The organism is Paenibacillus apiarius (assembly GCF_017052585.1).
In the GTDB taxonomy this organism is placed as follows: Bacteria; Bacillota; Bacilli; order Paenibacillales; family Paenibacillaceae; genus Paenibacillus_B; species Paenibacillus_B apiarius.
Genome location: NZ_JAFFHZ010000001.1, coordinates 5,341,837 through 5,357,962 on the forward strand (window position 1 = coordinate 5,341,837; position 16,126 = coordinate 5,357,962).

The following is a 16,126-nucleotide window of genomic DNA, read 5'->3' on the forward strand; positions in this document are numbered from 1 at the left end:
CTTAGCGGAGAGCTGCGTTTTTTTTGCGTTCAAATATTCAATGGAGAACGTAGGAATGGAGGCTGGATCATGGAGATCAACGTAATACTGCCCGATGGCACTAGCAAGAGGTATTCCCAAGGAACGACAATCGAACAAGTGGCGGAATCCATTAGTTCCAGCTTGAAAAAACAAGCGATAGCCGGTAAGGTCAATGGAACACCGGTTGAGTTGAGCTGCGCGCTCAATCATGACTGCCACATCGAAATCGTTACGCTGGATAGCAAAGACGGTCTGGACATAGTTCGGCACAGCACGGCGCATGTATTGGCTCAAGCCATTAAACGCATATACGGAGATAAAGCAGTTAAGCTCGGGATTGGCCCGGTAATCGAAGACGGATTTTATTATGACATCGATATGGATACGCCGATATCCAGTGATGATCTTGTCTCAATTGAACAGGAGATGGAGCGGGTTATACAAGAGAACCTGCCTATTGTTCGCCGGGTCGTGAACCGCGCAGAAGCGTTGGAGATGTTCGCGGAGCGCGATGAACCGCTTAAGCTGGAGCTCATCCGCGATCTGCCGCAAGATGACGTTATTACCATTTACGAGCAAGGAGAATTCGTTGACCTGTGCCGAGGGCCGCATCTGCCGTCGACCGGCCGGATCAAAGCATTCAAGCTGTTGAATGTCGCGGGTGCTTACTGGCGCGGGGACTCCAATAATAAGATGCTGCAGCGAATTTATGGAACTGCATTTCCAAAGAAAGCCCTGCTTGAGGAACATTTACATCGCCTTGAGGAAGCTAAAAAGCGGGATCATCGCAAGCTCGGGAAAGAACTTGGATTGTTCATGTTCTCTGAAGAAGCGCCGGGAATGCCTTTTTATCTGCCCAAAGGGATGACCATCCGCACGGAGCTTGAACAGTTCGCGCGCGAACTGCAAAGACAGCGGGATTACGATGAAGTGTGAACGCCGCTTATGATGAATAATAGGCTGTGGGAGCAATCCGGGCACTGGGATCACTATAAAGACAATATGTACTTCACTGACGTGGACGCTACGAAATATGCGTTGAAGCCGATGAACTGTCCGGGACATATGCTCATTTTCAAAAATAGCCTGCATTCCTACCGGGAGCTGCCAATTCGGATTGCGGAGTTTGGACAAGTGCACCGCCACGAATTTTCCGGCGCTTTGAATGGGATGATGCGAGTGCGCACATTTTGCCAGGACGATGCTCACTTATTCGTTCGGCCTGACCAGATTGAAGAGGAAATTAGCCGTGTCATCGCATTGATCGACCATATTTATCAAGTATTCGGTTTTGAATATACGATTGAGCTGTCCACTCGTCCGGAAGATTCGATGGGGTCTGAAGAACTATGGAATCAGGCGGAGCAATCATTGCAGAATGTGTTGGATAAGCGGGGCATCGAATATCGCATTAATGCAGGCGATGGAGCATTCTACGGTCCGAAGATTGATTTTCACATCTTAGATGCGCTCAAACGGAGCTGGCAATGCGGGACGATCCAACTGGATTTTCAAATGCCTGAAAAATTCGATCTTTCATATATCGGCGAGGACAGTCAAAAGCACCGGCCGGTCGTTATTCACCGCGCTGTTTACGGTTCGGTGGATCGATTTATCGGAATTTTAACCGAACATTTCTCCGGCGCTTTTCCGCTATGGCTTGCGCCAATTCAGGCAAAGCTGCTGCCTGTATCGGAGCAGTACAGCGATTATGCCTGCCAAGTGAAGAAATCGTTGGAAGAAGCCGGTATACGTGCCGAAGTCGATATGCGGAATGAAAGACTTGGATACAAAATACGGGAGGCCCAGCGCGAAAAGGTTCCGTACATTCTAGTGCTTGGCGAGAATGAGAGGACATCCGGGAGTGTGGCGGTTCGTAAGCGGGGAGAAGGCGACCTTGGCACTAAGAGCATTCTAGAGCTGACGAACCAAATCGTTGAAGAAGTCCGTGCTAAAAAGTAAATGATATGCCGATGGGTAAAAAGAGTCGTAAAGGTAAATAGAATAGTGATCGTTAGTTTGCAAGCCGAGTCAAATCAGGCATGTTTTGCCTGATTTGCTCGGCTTTTTCGCGATTCAATAGCGTGAACAAGTATGAGCATCATTTTTTCGGAGCGGAGCAACCAAACAACTCTTGTGCCGTCTTGATAAATAATTGAACCGCTAACGAGGATTCCTTTAAAGAAGGGACGGCGAGATTAATATCTCTCAGCACCTGTGGCTCTAATTCACGAATATGAACATTGGGCGGCAGGGTTGTCAATGATAACTCTGGCAGTATAGCAAGACCTAATCCCTCTTGTATCATATTTAATAATGCACTTGTGTTATGGACTACAAACTTAACCTTAAGATTAGTCCCGGTCTTGTTGAATGGGTCAATAATGGGTAATTCATTCCCCCCTTTGCAAATGATTAGGGGTTCATTATCCAAATCATTGATACGAATGAAGGGCTGATCTTGCAAGGGATGGTCGTCTCGTAATACCGCAACCATTTTGTCCTTATAAAGAGGAAGAATTTCTAAATCTTCATTTGGAAGCGTAATAATTCCAACATCTATGACTCGCGAGGCTAACCATTTTTCCACTTCATTAATGGTTCCTTCATAAAGATCGAATTCCAAATTAGGATAGTTCTGCTGAATCGTGCGAATGATTTTTGGCAAGAAATACGCAAATGCTGTTGGAAATGCGCCGATGCGAATGGTTCCTATTTCCAGACCCTTTTCAGCAGCGATCTCCTGCTCCATTTTTTCGAAGCCTTTCAAAATCTCTCGGATTTGTACGAGCATCCGCTTGCCGATGTCTGTAAGGATAATCCCATTTTTGCGATCCCGGATCATTAGCGTAACGTCTAAATCTGATTCAAGATTGGAGATTGCGCGGCTTACTGCCGGTTGGGTCATATGGAGTATTTCACCAGCTCTTGTGAACCTTATTCTATAATGGATACATTGAGAATTGTTCTCAATGTATTGAAGAAGACGTCATAGAGTTACGGGCAGGAGTTATGAATGATGAACACCGCAAACATTCACGATATATATAATCAATATTTGCAAGGGCAGCGGCTGGTAACGCATTCCGGCATGGAGATCGTGTACGCGGATTACCGCTTGTCGTCCAATCATGCCTTTCGGTTTTCGTCCGAGGCGGCCAAGGTGGAGCTTAGCTTCTGCTTGGAGGGAACCGGTGAAGTGTGCGTTTCAGGAGAACGGCATGAGCTATCGGCAGGCACCTGCTACTTGCATTTCATGGAGCGATTCGAGGCTGCGTTCGAATACGATGAACGTTCTCCCATGCGCTCGGTGGCGGTGGGCATTCCGCTCGATTTGTTCCATCGGTTCTTGGGGGAGGAGACGCGAGGAAGCTGCGATTTTGCAGGAGTGATTGGCAGCCGGGCATTCCGTAAATTTCAGAAGCCCATTGATCCGCCGGTTTCGTATATTGTGCAGCAGATGCTGGACTGTCCGTTTCATCAGATGGCGCGGCGGCTCTATCTGGAAGGCAAAGCGTTAGAATTGCTCGGCATCCACTTTCAGACGTTTCTATTCGAGCAAGAGCCGGATAAGAATGCGGCACGCCTCTCGAAGAGCGATCGGGACAAAATTCGAGAAGCCGGTGACATTTTATTGCGGCGTATGGATTGCCCTCCATCCCTGTTGGAATTGTCCCGCTTGGTCGGCTTGAATGATTTCAAGCTGAAGACCGGGTTCAAGGAGCATTACGGCACGACCGTGTTCGGCTATTTGCGCGATAAACGAATGGAGCATGCGATGAAGCTGCTTCTCAGCGGAGAGATGAACGTCACGCATACGGCGGGGCAGGTTGGTTATGCTAATTTGAGTCATTTTTCTGAAGCTTTCCGGAAGAAATTCGGAATCAATCCTTCCGAACTCCTCCGCAAACGATAGGATCATATAGAATGCGCATACTATCTTATCAACGTCAGGACGATTAGGTTCTGGCGTTTTTTTATTTTCTTTTCCATTAGGTAAAATCCGCTGAACCGTATTCCTATCCGTCTGTCGGTAGTTGACCAACATAAGGAGATGATGACATTTGTACAAATGATAATCATTATCGATATGCAGAGGGAGATGGAGTATGTTTCAGTTCAAAAAAGGGGTTGTCATTTTAACACTTGTCCTCTTGTCGTGTGCGTTGTTTGGATGTGGAGGAAGTGTCAAGCAAAACGAGACAACAGGAGCCGCTTCATCGGATGCAGCGGAGAAAAATACGAAGCAGGCTGCGGCTGGCGCCGAACAGACGCTCCAGACCCGCGTAGTGAAGGATGCCAAAGGCGAAGTCGAAATCCCTGCGCATCCGCTGCGGATTGCGGATATATCAGGCTCTACAGAGGAACTGCTGATTCTGGGCTATCAGCCTATCCTGACCGGAAATACGGCCAATCCGCTTGACATGACTCCAATTCTGAAGGAGAAGCTGAAAGGGGACTTGAAAATTGCCGGCTGGTTCCAAACCCCAGTGAACATTGAAGCCGTTGCCGCGGCCGAGCCCGATCTGATATTGGCAGGCCCGACGCAGGATACACAGTACGAAGAGCTGCAAAAAATAGCTCCGGCCGTTGCGGTTCCATACGGTTTCAACGCCTTCCGCGATCGTTTTTCCTTTGTGGCGGAGGTGTTCGACAAGAAGCAGGTCATGGAAGCATGGATGAAAGAGTATGACGATCGAGCGCAGCAGCTGCATGATCAAATTGCAGCGGTAACTAAAGATGAAACGTTTGCGGTCATCGAAGCGACTCCCAAAGAAATCCGCATCTATTCCAGCACGGGAGTGGTAGACATGATCTTCAATGATATCAAGCTCCCAAAAGCGCCGGGCAGACCGGAACCAGATGGTTGGGGTGGCAAGGTGACGAGCTTGGAAGGACTGTCGTCGCTCAATCCAGATCATCTGATTCTATTGTTCGAGAGTGAAAACAATGTCTTGGAAGACAGCAAGCTGTGGGAAGGATTAAAAGCAGTGAAGAGCGGGAACGTCTATCGGATGACGAGCAGGCAAAATTATAACGAGGCGTTTACAGCCTGGGACAAGAAGGCCGTGTTGGAGCAAATTGCAAGCGCCATATTGCAGAAGCCGAAATCATAATTGCTTGGAGTTGCGCATAAAGAGAGGTGAGCGAAAATGGGTAAATCCCCAACTTTGAAGTTACAAAAGGAACCGGAGCAACGTCAATTTTGGCTCAACGTCGGCATCGGCATGCTGCTGGTCATCGCAACGACCGGATTGGCACGGGTAGCCTTGGGCGCGGTGCTGCCGTCTATGCAGGAAGGGTTGTCCTTATCTTATTCTCAGTCTGGAATGCTGGGAACGTTTATGTTTTTGGGATATTTGCTAACGGTTGGCCTATCTGGGGTCATAGCGGTGCGTTGGAGAGCAAGGATGGTCTTGGTTGCAGGAGGCTGGCTGGTCGCAATCGGCCTCTTCGGGCTGGCTGATTGAAAAGATGGGAGGTTTTTCTGCCGCATACGGGTTTGGAGCGATTGTATATATGCTGGGACTTATTCTATGTATACGTCCGAAGAAAGCAGCTTATCATGAAGAAGATCTGCAGAAAAGCGCGAATGCCGGGCGATAAGGGCGTATACCTACGAAGCGCAAGCGTGTCGGCTTGCAATGACCGCTTTCCATTTTACTGATTTTCCGGTAAACTGAAATCAGTTGGTGCAAATGTACAGCCGATGCAGATCGGCGAAGCGATAAATATGAAAGCCCCTTGTGCCTAGCGATTGGCAAGGGGCTATTCCATTTACGGGGGAATAATCATGCAGTTGATACAACCAGAGAGTGTGCAGCGCGTTCTGCAGACATTGCAGGATCGCCCCTTATATCTCCATCTCGAAATGACGACAGGGGCTTACGCGTCTCATCGCGACAAGTCGAAGATTACGGCTTCCGCCTTCGTCAGCAATACAGTCATCCGCTATTCGCACGGAACGATTGCAGGTCAAGGCCCCTATCGGGTCGGACTCAAGACACCAGAGGGATGGGTGTATGCAGAAGGTTTGACGCACTGGGACGAGAACGAGCCGAATCGGCTCATTATGGCAGGTCATGATCAGCAAGGCAGACTGATTGTCAGTCTGCAGTTAAGCAAAGAACCATTTTAAGATGACAGGGAAGAAGGGACTTCACATGGAAAGACAACGTCATATTGTCGTCTTGCTGCCGCATCCGGATGATGAAGGGATCATTGCGGGTACTTTAGCTCGACATATTCATAATGGCACGCCTGTATCTTATGTCTGCTTGACATTAGGGGAAATGGGGCGGAATATGGGCAACCCTCCGTTCGCGAATCGGGTGACCCTGCCGATGATTCGCAAGCAGGAACTGGAGGAGGCCTGTCGCCGAATCGGCATTCAGGATGTGCGAATGTGGGGATATCATGATAAAACGATCGAGTTTGAAGACCAAGAGAAGCTCGCCGACAGAATCGAGAGGTTGATTTCGGAGCTTGAGCCTTCACTTATTTACACCTTCTACCCAGGGTACAGCGTGCATCCCGATCACGATGCGACCGGAGCGGCCGTCGTTCGCGCAGTAGAGCGCATACCCGCGCACAAGCGGCCCGCAGTCCATTGCATTGCTATCGCAACAGGCCGGGAGAAGCTTCTGGGACAGCCGGATGCAGTTCATGATGTTCGTGAGCATGTGGAGCAGAAAATTCATGCCATACATGCGCATCAATCGCAAGTGCAGCATTTGCTGGGCAACGGCACATTGGATGACCCGGCATTCCGTGCGAAGTACAGCAGGGAACCGTTTTGGGAGTACCGCTTTAACGATTGAATGGTTGTATTGCAAGTGGTTGGGAGGAAATGAGACGATGAGCTATACCGATACGTTCATTCTTGTCGCGCTGGATTGTCCGGTTGCGAGCAGCACCGTGCCGGAATCCCGAAAAGCAAAAAAACCGATTCATGTCCTCCAGTACGAGCTGCTCTCGCAGCATCCCTATCACTTTACACATGAGGACCTGCTATTCGAAGTGCATATCAGACACAAGGGGATTGACAATGAGGATGTCCGTAGGCGGGAGGAAGAAATCCGTGCTGAGCTATTCAGCAAGCCCCATCCATGCCTGAGAGCGTCCATGCTACCGAAGAAATTCGGTTGGGGCGTACATTATGATGCAGAAGGAAAAATCGCCATCTACGGCATGGAATCTGCGGAATATCAACGATTTCTGCAGTCGGATGACGGGAGCGTGAAGCTGCTGCCCGCGATGCGCAATTCTCGCAAGTAACCGTTAAAATAGTAGCGCTTTTAGACATCAAGCGAATGAAGCTTGATGTCTTTTTTTGGGGGCATTCACGATACTTCATAACGCGTCAGCTCTTCTAATACACTAATGTCAGAGCGTCAATATTATAAAATTGTACATGGTTACATATGTTCTTATATGATATGATGGCTATGGAAAATCAGGAAATATGAAGTGTTTGGACACCGACGGTTATGGTTCGTTCATACGATACGGTTTTGAGGGATGCAACCTCAACGATACGGGATAGGAGATCCTGCAGGAGGGAGCGGGCATATGAATTACTTCGGAATTTCCGTGCTGACATGTCTGGTTCTGTCACTCATTACTTATGCAATGGGTGGTTGGGCATTGACCGCAGAGAGCAATGCATGGATCGGCGTTATTTTGCTGGGGATTGGAGCTTTGTTGTCCGGCGCCTTCATAGGCGGGGATCGGTTGAGAGCGAATGATCACTCCAGCACGGATGAAGACCGGCAGTTTCGTAACCGATGGGGTCATGTTGCCTTCCTTGCGTGCCTTCCATTTCTGTTCGTAGCGATATTCATTTTTGCGTTGTTAAAATGACGGACATATCGAACTGAGAGGAGGGGAATTGATGTCGTTCATGAATTCATCCGGTATTATTGTGTTCATTCTCGTCTGGGGGATCGGTTTTTTTCTGGTTGCCGCAGCGATCAGTTACGGAATCAACCGTTCTAAGCTTGTTCAGAAGCTAGACGATCTGCAGAATGAAGTCCGGCAGCTGCGCAGCGAGATTCAGCAGTCGAAGCAGCAAAACCATAGTGATTAATATCCTATTTGGCGGAGGATTGCATGAATATTAGAAACGTCAAAGCTTCAGACTACAAGATGATTATTCCAGTTATAAATGAGTGGTGGAATGGTCGTCAAATGGCTGATATGTTACCGAAGCTATTCTTTGATTATTTTCAAAATACCAGCTATATAGTTGAAGAAAACGAAAAGGTTATTGGTTTCCTTATTGGATTTTTGTCTCAAACCAACAATAAAGAGGCCTATATTCATTTTGTTGGCCTGCATCCGCAATACCGCCAACATGGCATTGGCCGCAAACTTTATGAAACCTTCTTTGATCACGCTAAGAGAAACGGGGTTGAAACCGTCCGTTGTGTAACTTCACCAGTGAACAAAGTTTCAATTGCATTTCATACGAAAATAGGATTTGCAATCGAAAAAAACGGAGAGAAAGAAATGAACGGAGTTGCTGTACACACTGATTATGACGGTCCGAATCAAGATAGAGTTTTATTTGTTAAAACACTATAACCCGTCAGCCCTTGATAGGGGGGCCTCACGCGGAATGGACAACGTGTTCCACGCATCTGATTTCAACTGTTTGGCGATGAAGACAATCTGGCCGACGTGATACGAGTAGTGGGACATTTGGCGTTCAATGGCTTCCATAACGGTATGGGGCTCGTTACGTATGTGGACGATTTTCAGCAGATCTGCGCCAGTCAATGCTTGCAGGGCATCAAGAAAGACGCCCCACCCCCGGTTCCATATTTGCAAGAGTTCCTCCATCGACTGTATGGAATCAACAAATTCATCATCCCGGTTGCGATTCGGCTTCTCGCCATCGCTGTTCAGGAAGTCGGTCCACCGGGAGAGCATGTTCCCGCTCATATGCTGCACAATGACCGCAATGCTGTTCGATTCTTCATTCAAGGACCAGTGAATGTGATCGCTTTGCAGCTGTTCCAGCGCGCGCTCGGCGTTTGCTTTGAGAGCATTGAATCTACTAATAACGACACGTAAATATTCCATTCCAACATTTTTATCATTTGACATGGAGCGGTACCTCCGAGACGGTTTTGTAGTTCATTATATATGGAAAATAATTTCTGACCTAGTGCTTGAGACATGCTGTTGGACGATTTCCAGTAGAGGAGCCGGCGAACTGCATTTGTGCAGTTGTTTTTGGGAAATAGCGCCCTTTTCGGTGTTTGAACTGCAAATGTGCAGGTTAAAGCGAGGGGATTACCATTATTTATGCGATTATGTGGAAATGAACTGCACGATTGCAGTCGAGCGTGACGAAAGACGCAAAAGGGGAACTCTTAACTGTATAATTGCAGTCGGAGACGTTCCCTCCCACTAAAACATCAAACGGTAGAGCACTTGGGCAATGCTGGAATCGTTGTTACTGACTGAAAGGGATAGTGAGCGGAAACGCCGGACGGAGAGAATATCACCTCACTAACCAACAGTTCTCTCGTATCATTCGTATAAACACAAACTCGTGCGAGTGCTTCCTGATATAGGATCCCAGACGCATATGAGCAAACGGAACCAGATTCAGAAAACGTTCGTACCGCAAGGAGATGAATGTGCAAAGCTCGGCATCATCCTCAATATCCCGTATTGCAGCGTGCAAGACAGAAGTGCTGTGCTGCCGACTTCGTTCCATCAGATACCGCTCTGTCTCATCCAAATGACGAAGCAATGCTTCCTCTCGGATATGCCGCAAGCCGTGTTTAGCATCAGATATCCGCCCTACATTTGTATTGTATCATGAAAATAGAGATATAAGGAAAAAATTACTTGTAGGAATGGGCCGTGTATTCCATAATAAATAAATAGCATAAAATCATGCCTGATGGTATATGCGGGACAGGGACATGAACGAGTGAACTTGGTTGGACCTGAAGATGACATGTGACGGCTCTGGTCCACAGAAGAATAGACGCTGCGCTGTTCCATAGAACGAACAGTGTGAGGGAAGCCAGCGCTCCTTTGGGTTATCGGTACCCACAATAGTCTGGTTGATTGAATAAGTACGCCCGTCCCTTTTGCCGAGCTGAAAAAGAGCCAGAGCTGTTTCGTTTAAGCGGCATATGGTGAAGTTTTTAAAGGTTATCGTTTATAAAATATTTTAGAAAAGTGCAACATTACATTATTTTCTAGCGTATATTAACTAAATGGATGATAATACCGATAACTGCAAATAGAGGGAAACCCATCTAATAGAGTAAGGATGAGCATATTATGAGCTTGGTTATTCAAAAAATGGAAATAGAAGAAAAAGACATCCTTAAAAATTTGATGCAATACTATTTTTATGATTTTTCGGAATATGTTCGTTGCGATGTCAATGAATGCGGACAGTTTGATGAATACCCATATTTAGATTCTTATTGGGGTGGAGAGGGAAAAGTTCCGTTTTACATCCAATTTGAAGGCAATTATATTGGTTTTGTTCTTGTGCGCTTCGTCCGTTCATTCGACAAGGATTATTACTCTATCGCTGAATTTTTTGTCATGAAGAAATATCGGAGATCAGGGCTGGGCCGGCAAGCGGCAATACATATCTTTGATTTGTTTCCGGGGAATTGGGAAGTATGTCAGCTTGAAAGCAATAAACCGGCACAAGACTTCTGGATAGATGTCATAGGGCAATATACGAACAACACTTATTCCGATCGAATTGAACACGGGAAAAGAATACAACAATTTGTGAATTAACGTTATGTAACGACATCTAGTTAACATTGCCGCATGAAGAATCGAGTGATTACGTTCCAATTGAAACGCAGTTGAAGACTATCGAAAAGCGTGGTCAGAGAGGATGGCGAGAGCCGCAATCTAGGAGATATTGTTGGACGATCATCACGGCAGGAGGAGTACATGATGGAATACGGCACAGCATCAATCCTCCCGTTTTACCCATTGTGGAGAGTCCAAAGAAAAAAATGCACGGCTGATTTCCGCATCGGAAAACGACCTCACAGTGGGGGTGATATCCTTGATGTTAATTGATAAATATGTGCCCGAATTCGATTATTCCATGGCGAACAGCAAGCAGATACATGGCAGCAAACAGCAAATCCTCTCGCTTTTGCACCATGTCAATTTTGACAAGTCGTGGTTGATGAGAACTCTGTTCTCGATACGCGGAGTATCGAACCAATTGTTGACCTTGGAAAAATTAATCGAGGACGGGTTAATCATTTTAGAAGAAACCGGGGACGAAATTTTTATTGGACTCATCGGACAACCGTGGAAGTGGAACGGAAATGTTTTGCCTATGACGCCTGATGAATTCATTGCGTTCCGCGAACCGAATTTTATAAAAATAGCTATGAATTTCTATATCGAGTCACTCTGTGGGGATGACATCCAACAAGTTATTACGGTAACGAGAATGTATGGCACGAATAAGAAGGCCAAAAAGATGTTTTCGCGTTATTGGATGTTGATTTCGCCGTTCAGTTCCATCATTAGATTTGAAATGTTGCGCGTCATAAAGCGGGAATTGGAAGGATGATAGCAGGAATATATGAACGGCGTGGAGAAGAAGATCTTGTGCAAGGTACCGCAAACGCAATGCCGATTGGCTTCTGATGAGGACATGGACCGCTTCATCAAGACGTTCGGTACAATTGCAAGCAGATATGTCACGGAAATAGGATATCATTCCTATTGAGTGAGAAGCAGAAGCGAGAGGAGACAATACATATTATGAAATCGTTCCCGATTCTAGAAACAGACCGCTTGAGGTTAAGGCAGTTAAGGGCGGAAGATGCCCAAGAGCTTTATCATTACTTTTCACAGGATGAAGTTACGCAATATTATGATTTGGAGAGCTTCGTCGAAATGAGGCAGGCTGAAGAGCTGATAGCGAATTGGAACCGGAGATATGAAGAGCAGCAAGGCATACGGTGGGGGATTACCTACAAGCCTGACGATGTCATTATCGGCACTTGCGGCTTCCACAACTGGTTCAAGGATCATCGCAAGGCGGAAATCGGCTATGAGTTGACCCCTGAATATTGGCGGCAAGGTATTATGACCGAAGCGATTGCGCAAGTGATGAAATTCGGTTTTGAAGAAATGGGGCTGCACCGGATTGAGGCATTTATTGATCCGGATAATATCTCTTCGCGCAAATTGCTGGAGAAGGCCGGACTGCGCGAAGAAGGACGGCTGCGGGAATGCTTCTACGAGAAGGGGCAATTCGTCGATGCGGTCATCTTTTCTATATTGAAGCGGGAGTTTAGCTAGGATTTTCACTTCGGAAATGATATCGGGTGCGTTCCGTATAGTAACATACTAGATGAGGCACCGGAGGGTTCCTATGGAATACATGGTCATTATTTTATTGCTGTTTATCATTTTACTGATTACAGAAAAAGTGAATAGCTTGCAAGCGCAGGTGAGAAGCATGAAGTATACTTTAGAACAGATCGCGAATCAGTTCGGAGTGCCTGAACATCCGATTAACAATGAATTGCGTATTCTTAGGACAGAAGGCAAAAAGATCGAAGCCGTCAAAGAGGCGAGAAGAGTTCTTGGCCTTTCCTTAAGAGAAGCCAAAGAATATGTGGAGGCTTTATAAAACTCATTTTCATGCCTGAAAGCCGCTGAAATGCGGCTTTTTTAGGTTGGCGTTATTTGTAAACGTTCTGAAAAAAGAATATCATTAAAGGTATGAGGGCTCTTTAGAGGGTTGCATGCTCTCTAAACAATACTAATATTTGGGGTAGATAGGTGAATATCATGCTTGCATATACGATTTGCTTTATTAAAAGAAAGAACGACATTCTGCTCCTGAACCGGGAAGCACCTGCGTGGATGGGAGCGTGGAACGGTGTTGGCGGCAAGCTGGAGCCGGGCGAGACACCAAGAGAATCGATTCTCCGCGAGGTGAAGGAGGAGACAGGCATTCAATTGGATGAAGGAATCCGCTTCAAGGGCGTCGTGACCTGGACCGTGGATCAGAATCGAGCTGGCGGAATGTATTTATACTTTGCCGAGGTTGAAGATCATTTTGAATACGCAACTCCATTGAAGACGGAAGAAGGCATACTAGACTGGAAGGATATCGATTGGATTTTGCATCGTGATAACGTCGGCGTCGCCACGAATATCGTTCATTTTTTGCCTCTGCTCTTGAGAGATTCTTATTGCTATGAGCATTTTTGCGACTTCCGTAATGGTCGGATTGTGCACACGGAGTGTGAACGGATCTCGAATGATGTGGAGCAGCGGGATGAATTATTGCGAGAGCTGAGATTTAACCGGGATACTGTTTATATTACTTAAAATAAAGGGTGGAAGTTTTGAAAAAATGCAAAATCATCGTGACTGCAGGGGCCATCATTCGTGATCAGCGGGGCAGAATTCTGATGCAAAAGCGCTCGGATCATGGAAATTGGGGGTTGCCTGGAGGCGGGATGGAGCCAGGAGAAGCGATTGAAGAAACGATGACTCGGGAAATCTACGAGGAAACAGGTCTCTTCGTGGAGCAGCACGAGTTGTACTCGATATATAGCGGGGAACGCATGCAATATACATATGCAGACGGCAATGAGGTCGCGATCGTCATGTTCCTGTTCAACGCAAAGGTGAATCTAAACGGAAAACTGGCAGAGGACGGGAAAACGTTGATGCATCAAGATAATAGCCATGAATCATTGTCATTGGAATTTCAGTCCTTGGAACAAATTGATATAAAGGAGATAAGCACCGTTCAAAGACCTGTCTTCGAGGATTTATTGTTACGAAAAATCAAATTTGCTGCAAAAAGAGGATCAGAATCTGCTGGACATGATTCATAGTTATCATACAGAGGGAAGAGCAGATATTCCGTGGCCACGGAGCCTGCTCTTTCTGTCTGTTTTGACGAAATCAACAAAAAAGAATGAGGCATTCATGATGATAGAGTATTCATTTTACTTGCCATTCTGGGACTTTGTGGAATACGATATATCAACAGCACATCCATTATTACGTAGACGGACAGCATGTTGCGGGGTGGCGAGAAGCTGCAATGAAAAAGACAAAGGAGCGGAACATGATCAGAAAGGAACATATCGAGCAAATTTTAAAATCATATTTTCAGGATCGCGTGCAAGCTTACAAACTAATCGACAATAGCTGGGAAGATGAATATCGGTATATTGCAATCGTCACGACAGTGAATCATGGACATGTCGTCGTGAAGTGTTACAGCGACCCATCTACCGATAGCGACAAAATCGACGGATGGGCGCACTTGGCTCTTGCATACCGTCAGCACGGCATTCATACGCCGGAATTCTATCGAACGGAAGCCGGAAGCTATAGGGTGACCATGACGGTGGAAGGGCATCTATTTTATATCTGGACAGAGGAGTTTATGCCGGAGAAGACGATGGATGATCTGGAACTGGACATGGAGGACCTGCCACCTGATTTTCTGCGGCAGCTGGGAAGCTGCATGGGGACCATGCATATGATCACGCTTCGCAACGGGATGCAGTATGACTGGAGCAGTCCGTACGTGCTGTTCGATCCGGAAGAAGAGAACTATGAACATGCGTTGCAATTGTATGATGGGTTAAAGGACACGGAAGCAGACACTCGCTTGCTTGAGGAAATATGGGAGATTTACAACCGCAAGCGTGCGGAGCTGCAGTCTGTATTTCACGCTTTGCCAGCTGGTGGCGTGCAAGGGGACTTGTCGATGAACAACATTCTGGTTGATGGGAATCAGCGGCTGGCTGGCCTTATCGATTATAATCTGGCGGGTAACGACAAATTTTTGTCCTACATGATGCAGGAAGGCATCTTTCTATGCTTTGAATGCTATCGGGAGGAATGGCTGGACCGCGAGAAATGCGCATATATGGAGCAGCGCTTCAAATATTTCTTCGACGGATATACAGAGCAATATCCATTGACACAAGCGGAACGCAGCCACGTCAATGTGTTCTACAATATAATCCGGCCATTCCGCTGGGATAAAGTGAACATCACCCTGGGCAAAGCGGAGGCGGGATTATGGCAGGAAGTAAATGAGCGCCTGCAGTGGATGTATCGCGAATTGACGCGGGATGATATGTTGGACTACTTGGAATCGTAACGACGGCAGGAAATGCGCGTTATGTACGGAAAAGGAGAAACTATTAATGAGCCAGCACACCTTCATTCGTGATTACAAACATATTGCGAAATATAGACGGAGCTTCAACCGGTTGGCGCAATCCGTATTCGGCATCGATTTTGAGGCATGGTATGGGCGAGGCTGCTGGGACGATCGCCATGTCTGTTTCTCTTTCCATGACGGGTGCGACATCGTTGCAAATGTTTCGGTGACCCATATGGATTATATGTTGGAGGGCAGGCCGTACAAGGCGCTCCAGATTGGAACGGTCATGACCCATCCGGAGGCCCGAAATCTCGGGTTGGCACGGCGGCTGCTGGAGAAAATATTGTCCGAGCGCGAGCGGGACTATGATTTCATCTATTTATTCGCGAATCCAGAAGTGTTGCAATTCTATCCCAAGTTCGGATTCGTCCGAGCAAGAGAAACGGCTTTTTATTCGCATCATTCGCTCGTACAGACCGGCCGGAGCGCGGCACGCAAGCTGAATATCGACGAGACGGCGGAGTGGGAACTGCTCGCGCAGAAGGCAGCGGCCCGCATTCCGGTGTCTAACCGCTGCGGAGCGGTTCGCGCAGAATCGATATTGCTCTGGTACTGCCTGAATATTTTTGGCGATCATATTTATTATATTGACGGCTGCGATGCCATCGTCATCGCGGAACGCCGAGAGCAAGAGATCCATGTGTATGATGTCATTGCCGAACGGAAGCTTTCGTTAAATGAATGGATTCCTCATATGGCCGACCATTTCGCCGCTGAGGGGGAATACAGGATCATCTTCCACTTTACGCCGGACTTCGACGACATCCACCTGGAATCCAGCGAATGGGATCAATCGGATACATTATTCGTGAAGACGGACCGCGTATCTTTTCCGGCCGCGATCCGGTTCCCCATAACGGCTCAAGCATAGAT

At 47.0% G+C, this 16,126-nt stretch carries 20 protein-coding genes and 1 pseudogene; 19 read left to right on the forward strand and 2 right to left on the reverse strand.

The genetic code is table 11. The features are described 5' to 3' along the window. Positions 1 to 69 precede the first annotated feature (69 nt). Positions 70 to 1,983: pseudogene (gene thrS / locus JSQ80_RS23675) on the forward strand (threonine--tRNA ligase). Between the two features lie 139 nt (positions 1,984 to 2,122). Here thrS and JSQ80_RS23680 read toward each other — a convergent pair. After that, on the reverse strand, positions 2,123 to 2,995 hold the full coding sequence (locus JSQ80_RS23680) for a LysR substrate-binding domain-containing protein (protein WP_206097720.1): 873 nt from the start codon (positions 2,993 to 2,995) through the stop codon (positions 2,123 to 2,125). A gap of 42 nt (positions 2,996 to 3,037) precedes the next feature. Here JSQ80_RS23680 and JSQ80_RS23685 point away from each other — a divergent pair, with 42 nt between their 5' ends. From JSQ80_RS23685 to JSQ80_RS23725, 9 genes are all read left to right on the forward strand, one after another. Next, on the forward strand, positions 3,038 to 3,937 hold the full coding sequence (locus tag JSQ80_RS23685) for an AraC family transcriptional regulator (protein ID WP_240463787.1): 900 nt from the start codon (positions 3,038 to 3,040) through the stop codon (positions 3,935 to 3,937). Positions 3,938 to 4,130: 193 nt separating this feature from the next. Continuing rightward, positions 4,131 to 5,138 (forward strand): ABC transporter substrate-binding protein, encoded by a 1,008-nt coding sequence (locus JSQ80_RS23690; RefSeq protein ID WP_206096937.1) that lies wholly within the window; start codon positions 4,131 to 4,133, stop codon positions 5,136 to 5,138. A 36-nt stretch (positions 5,139 to 5,174) separates the two neighbouring features. Next, positions 5,175 to 5,492, forward strand: coding sequence for an MFS transporter (locus tag JSQ80_RS23695; protein ID WP_206096938.1), 318 nt, complete (start codon positions 5,175 to 5,177; stop codon positions 5,490 to 5,492). 323 nt (positions 5,493 to 5,815) lie between these two features. Further along, positions 5,816 to 6,160 carry a YojF family protein gene (locus JSQ80_RS23700; protein ID WP_206096939.1) on the forward strand — a complete coding sequence of 115 codons (345 nt, stop codon included), beginning with the start codon at positions 5,816 to 5,818 and terminating at the stop codon, positions 6,158 to 6,160. A 25-nt stretch (positions 6,161 to 6,185) separates the two neighbouring features. Next, positions 6,186 to 6,842 (forward strand): bacillithiol biosynthesis deacetylase BshB2, encoded by a 657-nt coding sequence (bshB2, locus tag JSQ80_RS23705; RefSeq protein WP_206096940.1) that lies wholly within the window; start codon positions 6,186 to 6,188, stop codon positions 6,840 to 6,842. A 37-nt stretch (positions 6,843 to 6,879) separates the two neighbouring features. Then, a complete protein-coding gene (locus JSQ80_RS23710) occupies positions 6,880 to 7,299 on the forward strand; it encodes a DUF6157 family protein (RefSeq protein WP_206096941.1) in 420 nt (139 codons plus the stop codon). Between the two features lie 294 nt (positions 7,300 to 7,593). After that, complete coding sequence (locus JSQ80_RS23715; protein ID WP_206096942.1) at positions 7,594 to 7,884, forward strand: DUF5316 family protein; 291 nt, start codon at positions 7,594 to 7,596, stop codon at positions 7,882 to 7,884. Positions 7,885 to 7,915: 31 nt separating this feature from the next. Then, complete coding sequence (locus tag JSQ80_RS23720) at positions 7,916 to 8,110, forward strand: hypothetical protein (protein WP_206096943.1); 195 nt, start codon at positions 7,916 to 7,918, stop codon at positions 8,108 to 8,110. Positions 8,111 to 8,133: 23 nt separating this feature from the next. After that, positions 8,134 to 8,607 (forward strand): GNAT family N-acetyltransferase, encoded by a 474-nt coding sequence (locus JSQ80_RS23725; protein ID WP_206096944.1) that lies wholly within the window; start codon positions 8,134 to 8,136, stop codon positions 8,605 to 8,607. On the opposite strand, the gene JSQ80_RS23730 is transcribed toward JSQ80_RS23725, so the two are convergent. Next, a complete protein-coding gene (locus JSQ80_RS23730) occupies positions 8,602 to 9,132 on the reverse strand; it encodes a DUF1572 family protein (protein ID WP_206096945.1) in 531 nt (176 codons plus the stop codon). The two genes, JSQ80_RS23725 and JSQ80_RS23730, sit on opposite strands and share 6 nt — an antisense overlap. A gap of 487 nt (positions 9,133 to 9,619) precedes the next feature. Between JSQ80_RS23730 and JSQ80_RS23735 the strand changes: the two genes are divergently transcribed. The 9 genes from JSQ80_RS23735 to JSQ80_RS23775 all read left to right on the forward strand — a co-directional run bounded on the left by JSQ80_RS23735 (position 9,620) and on the right by JSQ80_RS23775 (position 16,124). Beyond that, positions 9,620 to 9,859 (forward strand): hypothetical protein, encoded by a 240-nt coding sequence (locus tag JSQ80_RS23735; protein ID WP_206096946.1) that lies wholly within the window; start codon positions 9,620 to 9,622, stop codon positions 9,857 to 9,859. Positions 9,860 to 10,329: 470 nt separating this feature from the next. Further along, on the forward strand, positions 10,330 to 10,806 hold the full coding sequence (locus JSQ80_RS23740) for a GNAT family N-acetyltransferase (protein WP_206096947.1): 477 nt from the start codon (positions 10,330 to 10,332) through the stop codon (positions 10,804 to 10,806). 280 nt (positions 10,807 to 11,086) lie between these two features. Further along, positions 11,087 to 11,608: a hypothetical protein gene (locus JSQ80_RS23745; protein ID WP_206096948.1), complete on the forward strand. Its 522-nt coding sequence runs from the start codon at positions 11,087 to 11,089 to the stop codon at positions 11,606 to 11,608. Between the two features lie 194 nt (positions 11,609 to 11,802). Then, positions 11,803 to 12,345, forward strand: a complete 543-nt coding sequence (locus JSQ80_RS23750) for a GNAT family N-acetyltransferase (protein WP_206097722.1) — start codon at positions 11,803 to 11,805, stop codon at positions 12,343 to 12,345. A 73-nt stretch (positions 12,346 to 12,418) separates the two neighbouring features. Further along, positions 12,419 to 12,679, forward strand: coding sequence for a hypothetical protein (locus tag JSQ80_RS23755; protein ID WP_206096949.1), 261 nt, complete (start codon positions 12,419 to 12,421; stop codon positions 12,677 to 12,679). Between the two features lie 161 nt (positions 12,680 to 12,840). After that, positions 12,841 to 13,386 carry an NUDIX hydrolase gene (locus JSQ80_RS23760; protein ID WP_206097723.1) on the forward strand — a complete coding sequence of 182 codons (546 nt, stop codon included), beginning with the start codon at positions 12,841 to 12,843 and terminating at the stop codon, positions 13,384 to 13,386. A 17-nt stretch (positions 13,387 to 13,403) separates the two neighbouring features. Further along, a complete protein-coding gene (locus JSQ80_RS23765) occupies positions 13,404 to 13,901 on the forward strand; it encodes an NUDIX domain-containing protein (RefSeq protein WP_206096950.1) in 498 nt (165 codons plus the stop codon). Positions 13,902 to 14,137: 236 nt separating this feature from the next. Beyond that, a complete protein-coding gene (locus JSQ80_RS23770; RefSeq protein WP_206096951.1) occupies positions 14,138 to 15,187 on the forward strand; it encodes a phosphotransferase enzyme family protein in 1,050 nt (349 codons plus the stop codon). Between the two features lie 46 nt (positions 15,188 to 15,233). Then, on the forward strand, positions 15,234 to 16,124 hold the full coding sequence (locus JSQ80_RS23775; RefSeq protein WP_206096952.1) for a GNAT family N-acetyltransferase: 891 nt from the start codon (positions 15,234 to 15,236) through the stop codon (positions 16,122 to 16,124). Positions 16,125 to 16,126: the final 2 nt, after the last annotated feature.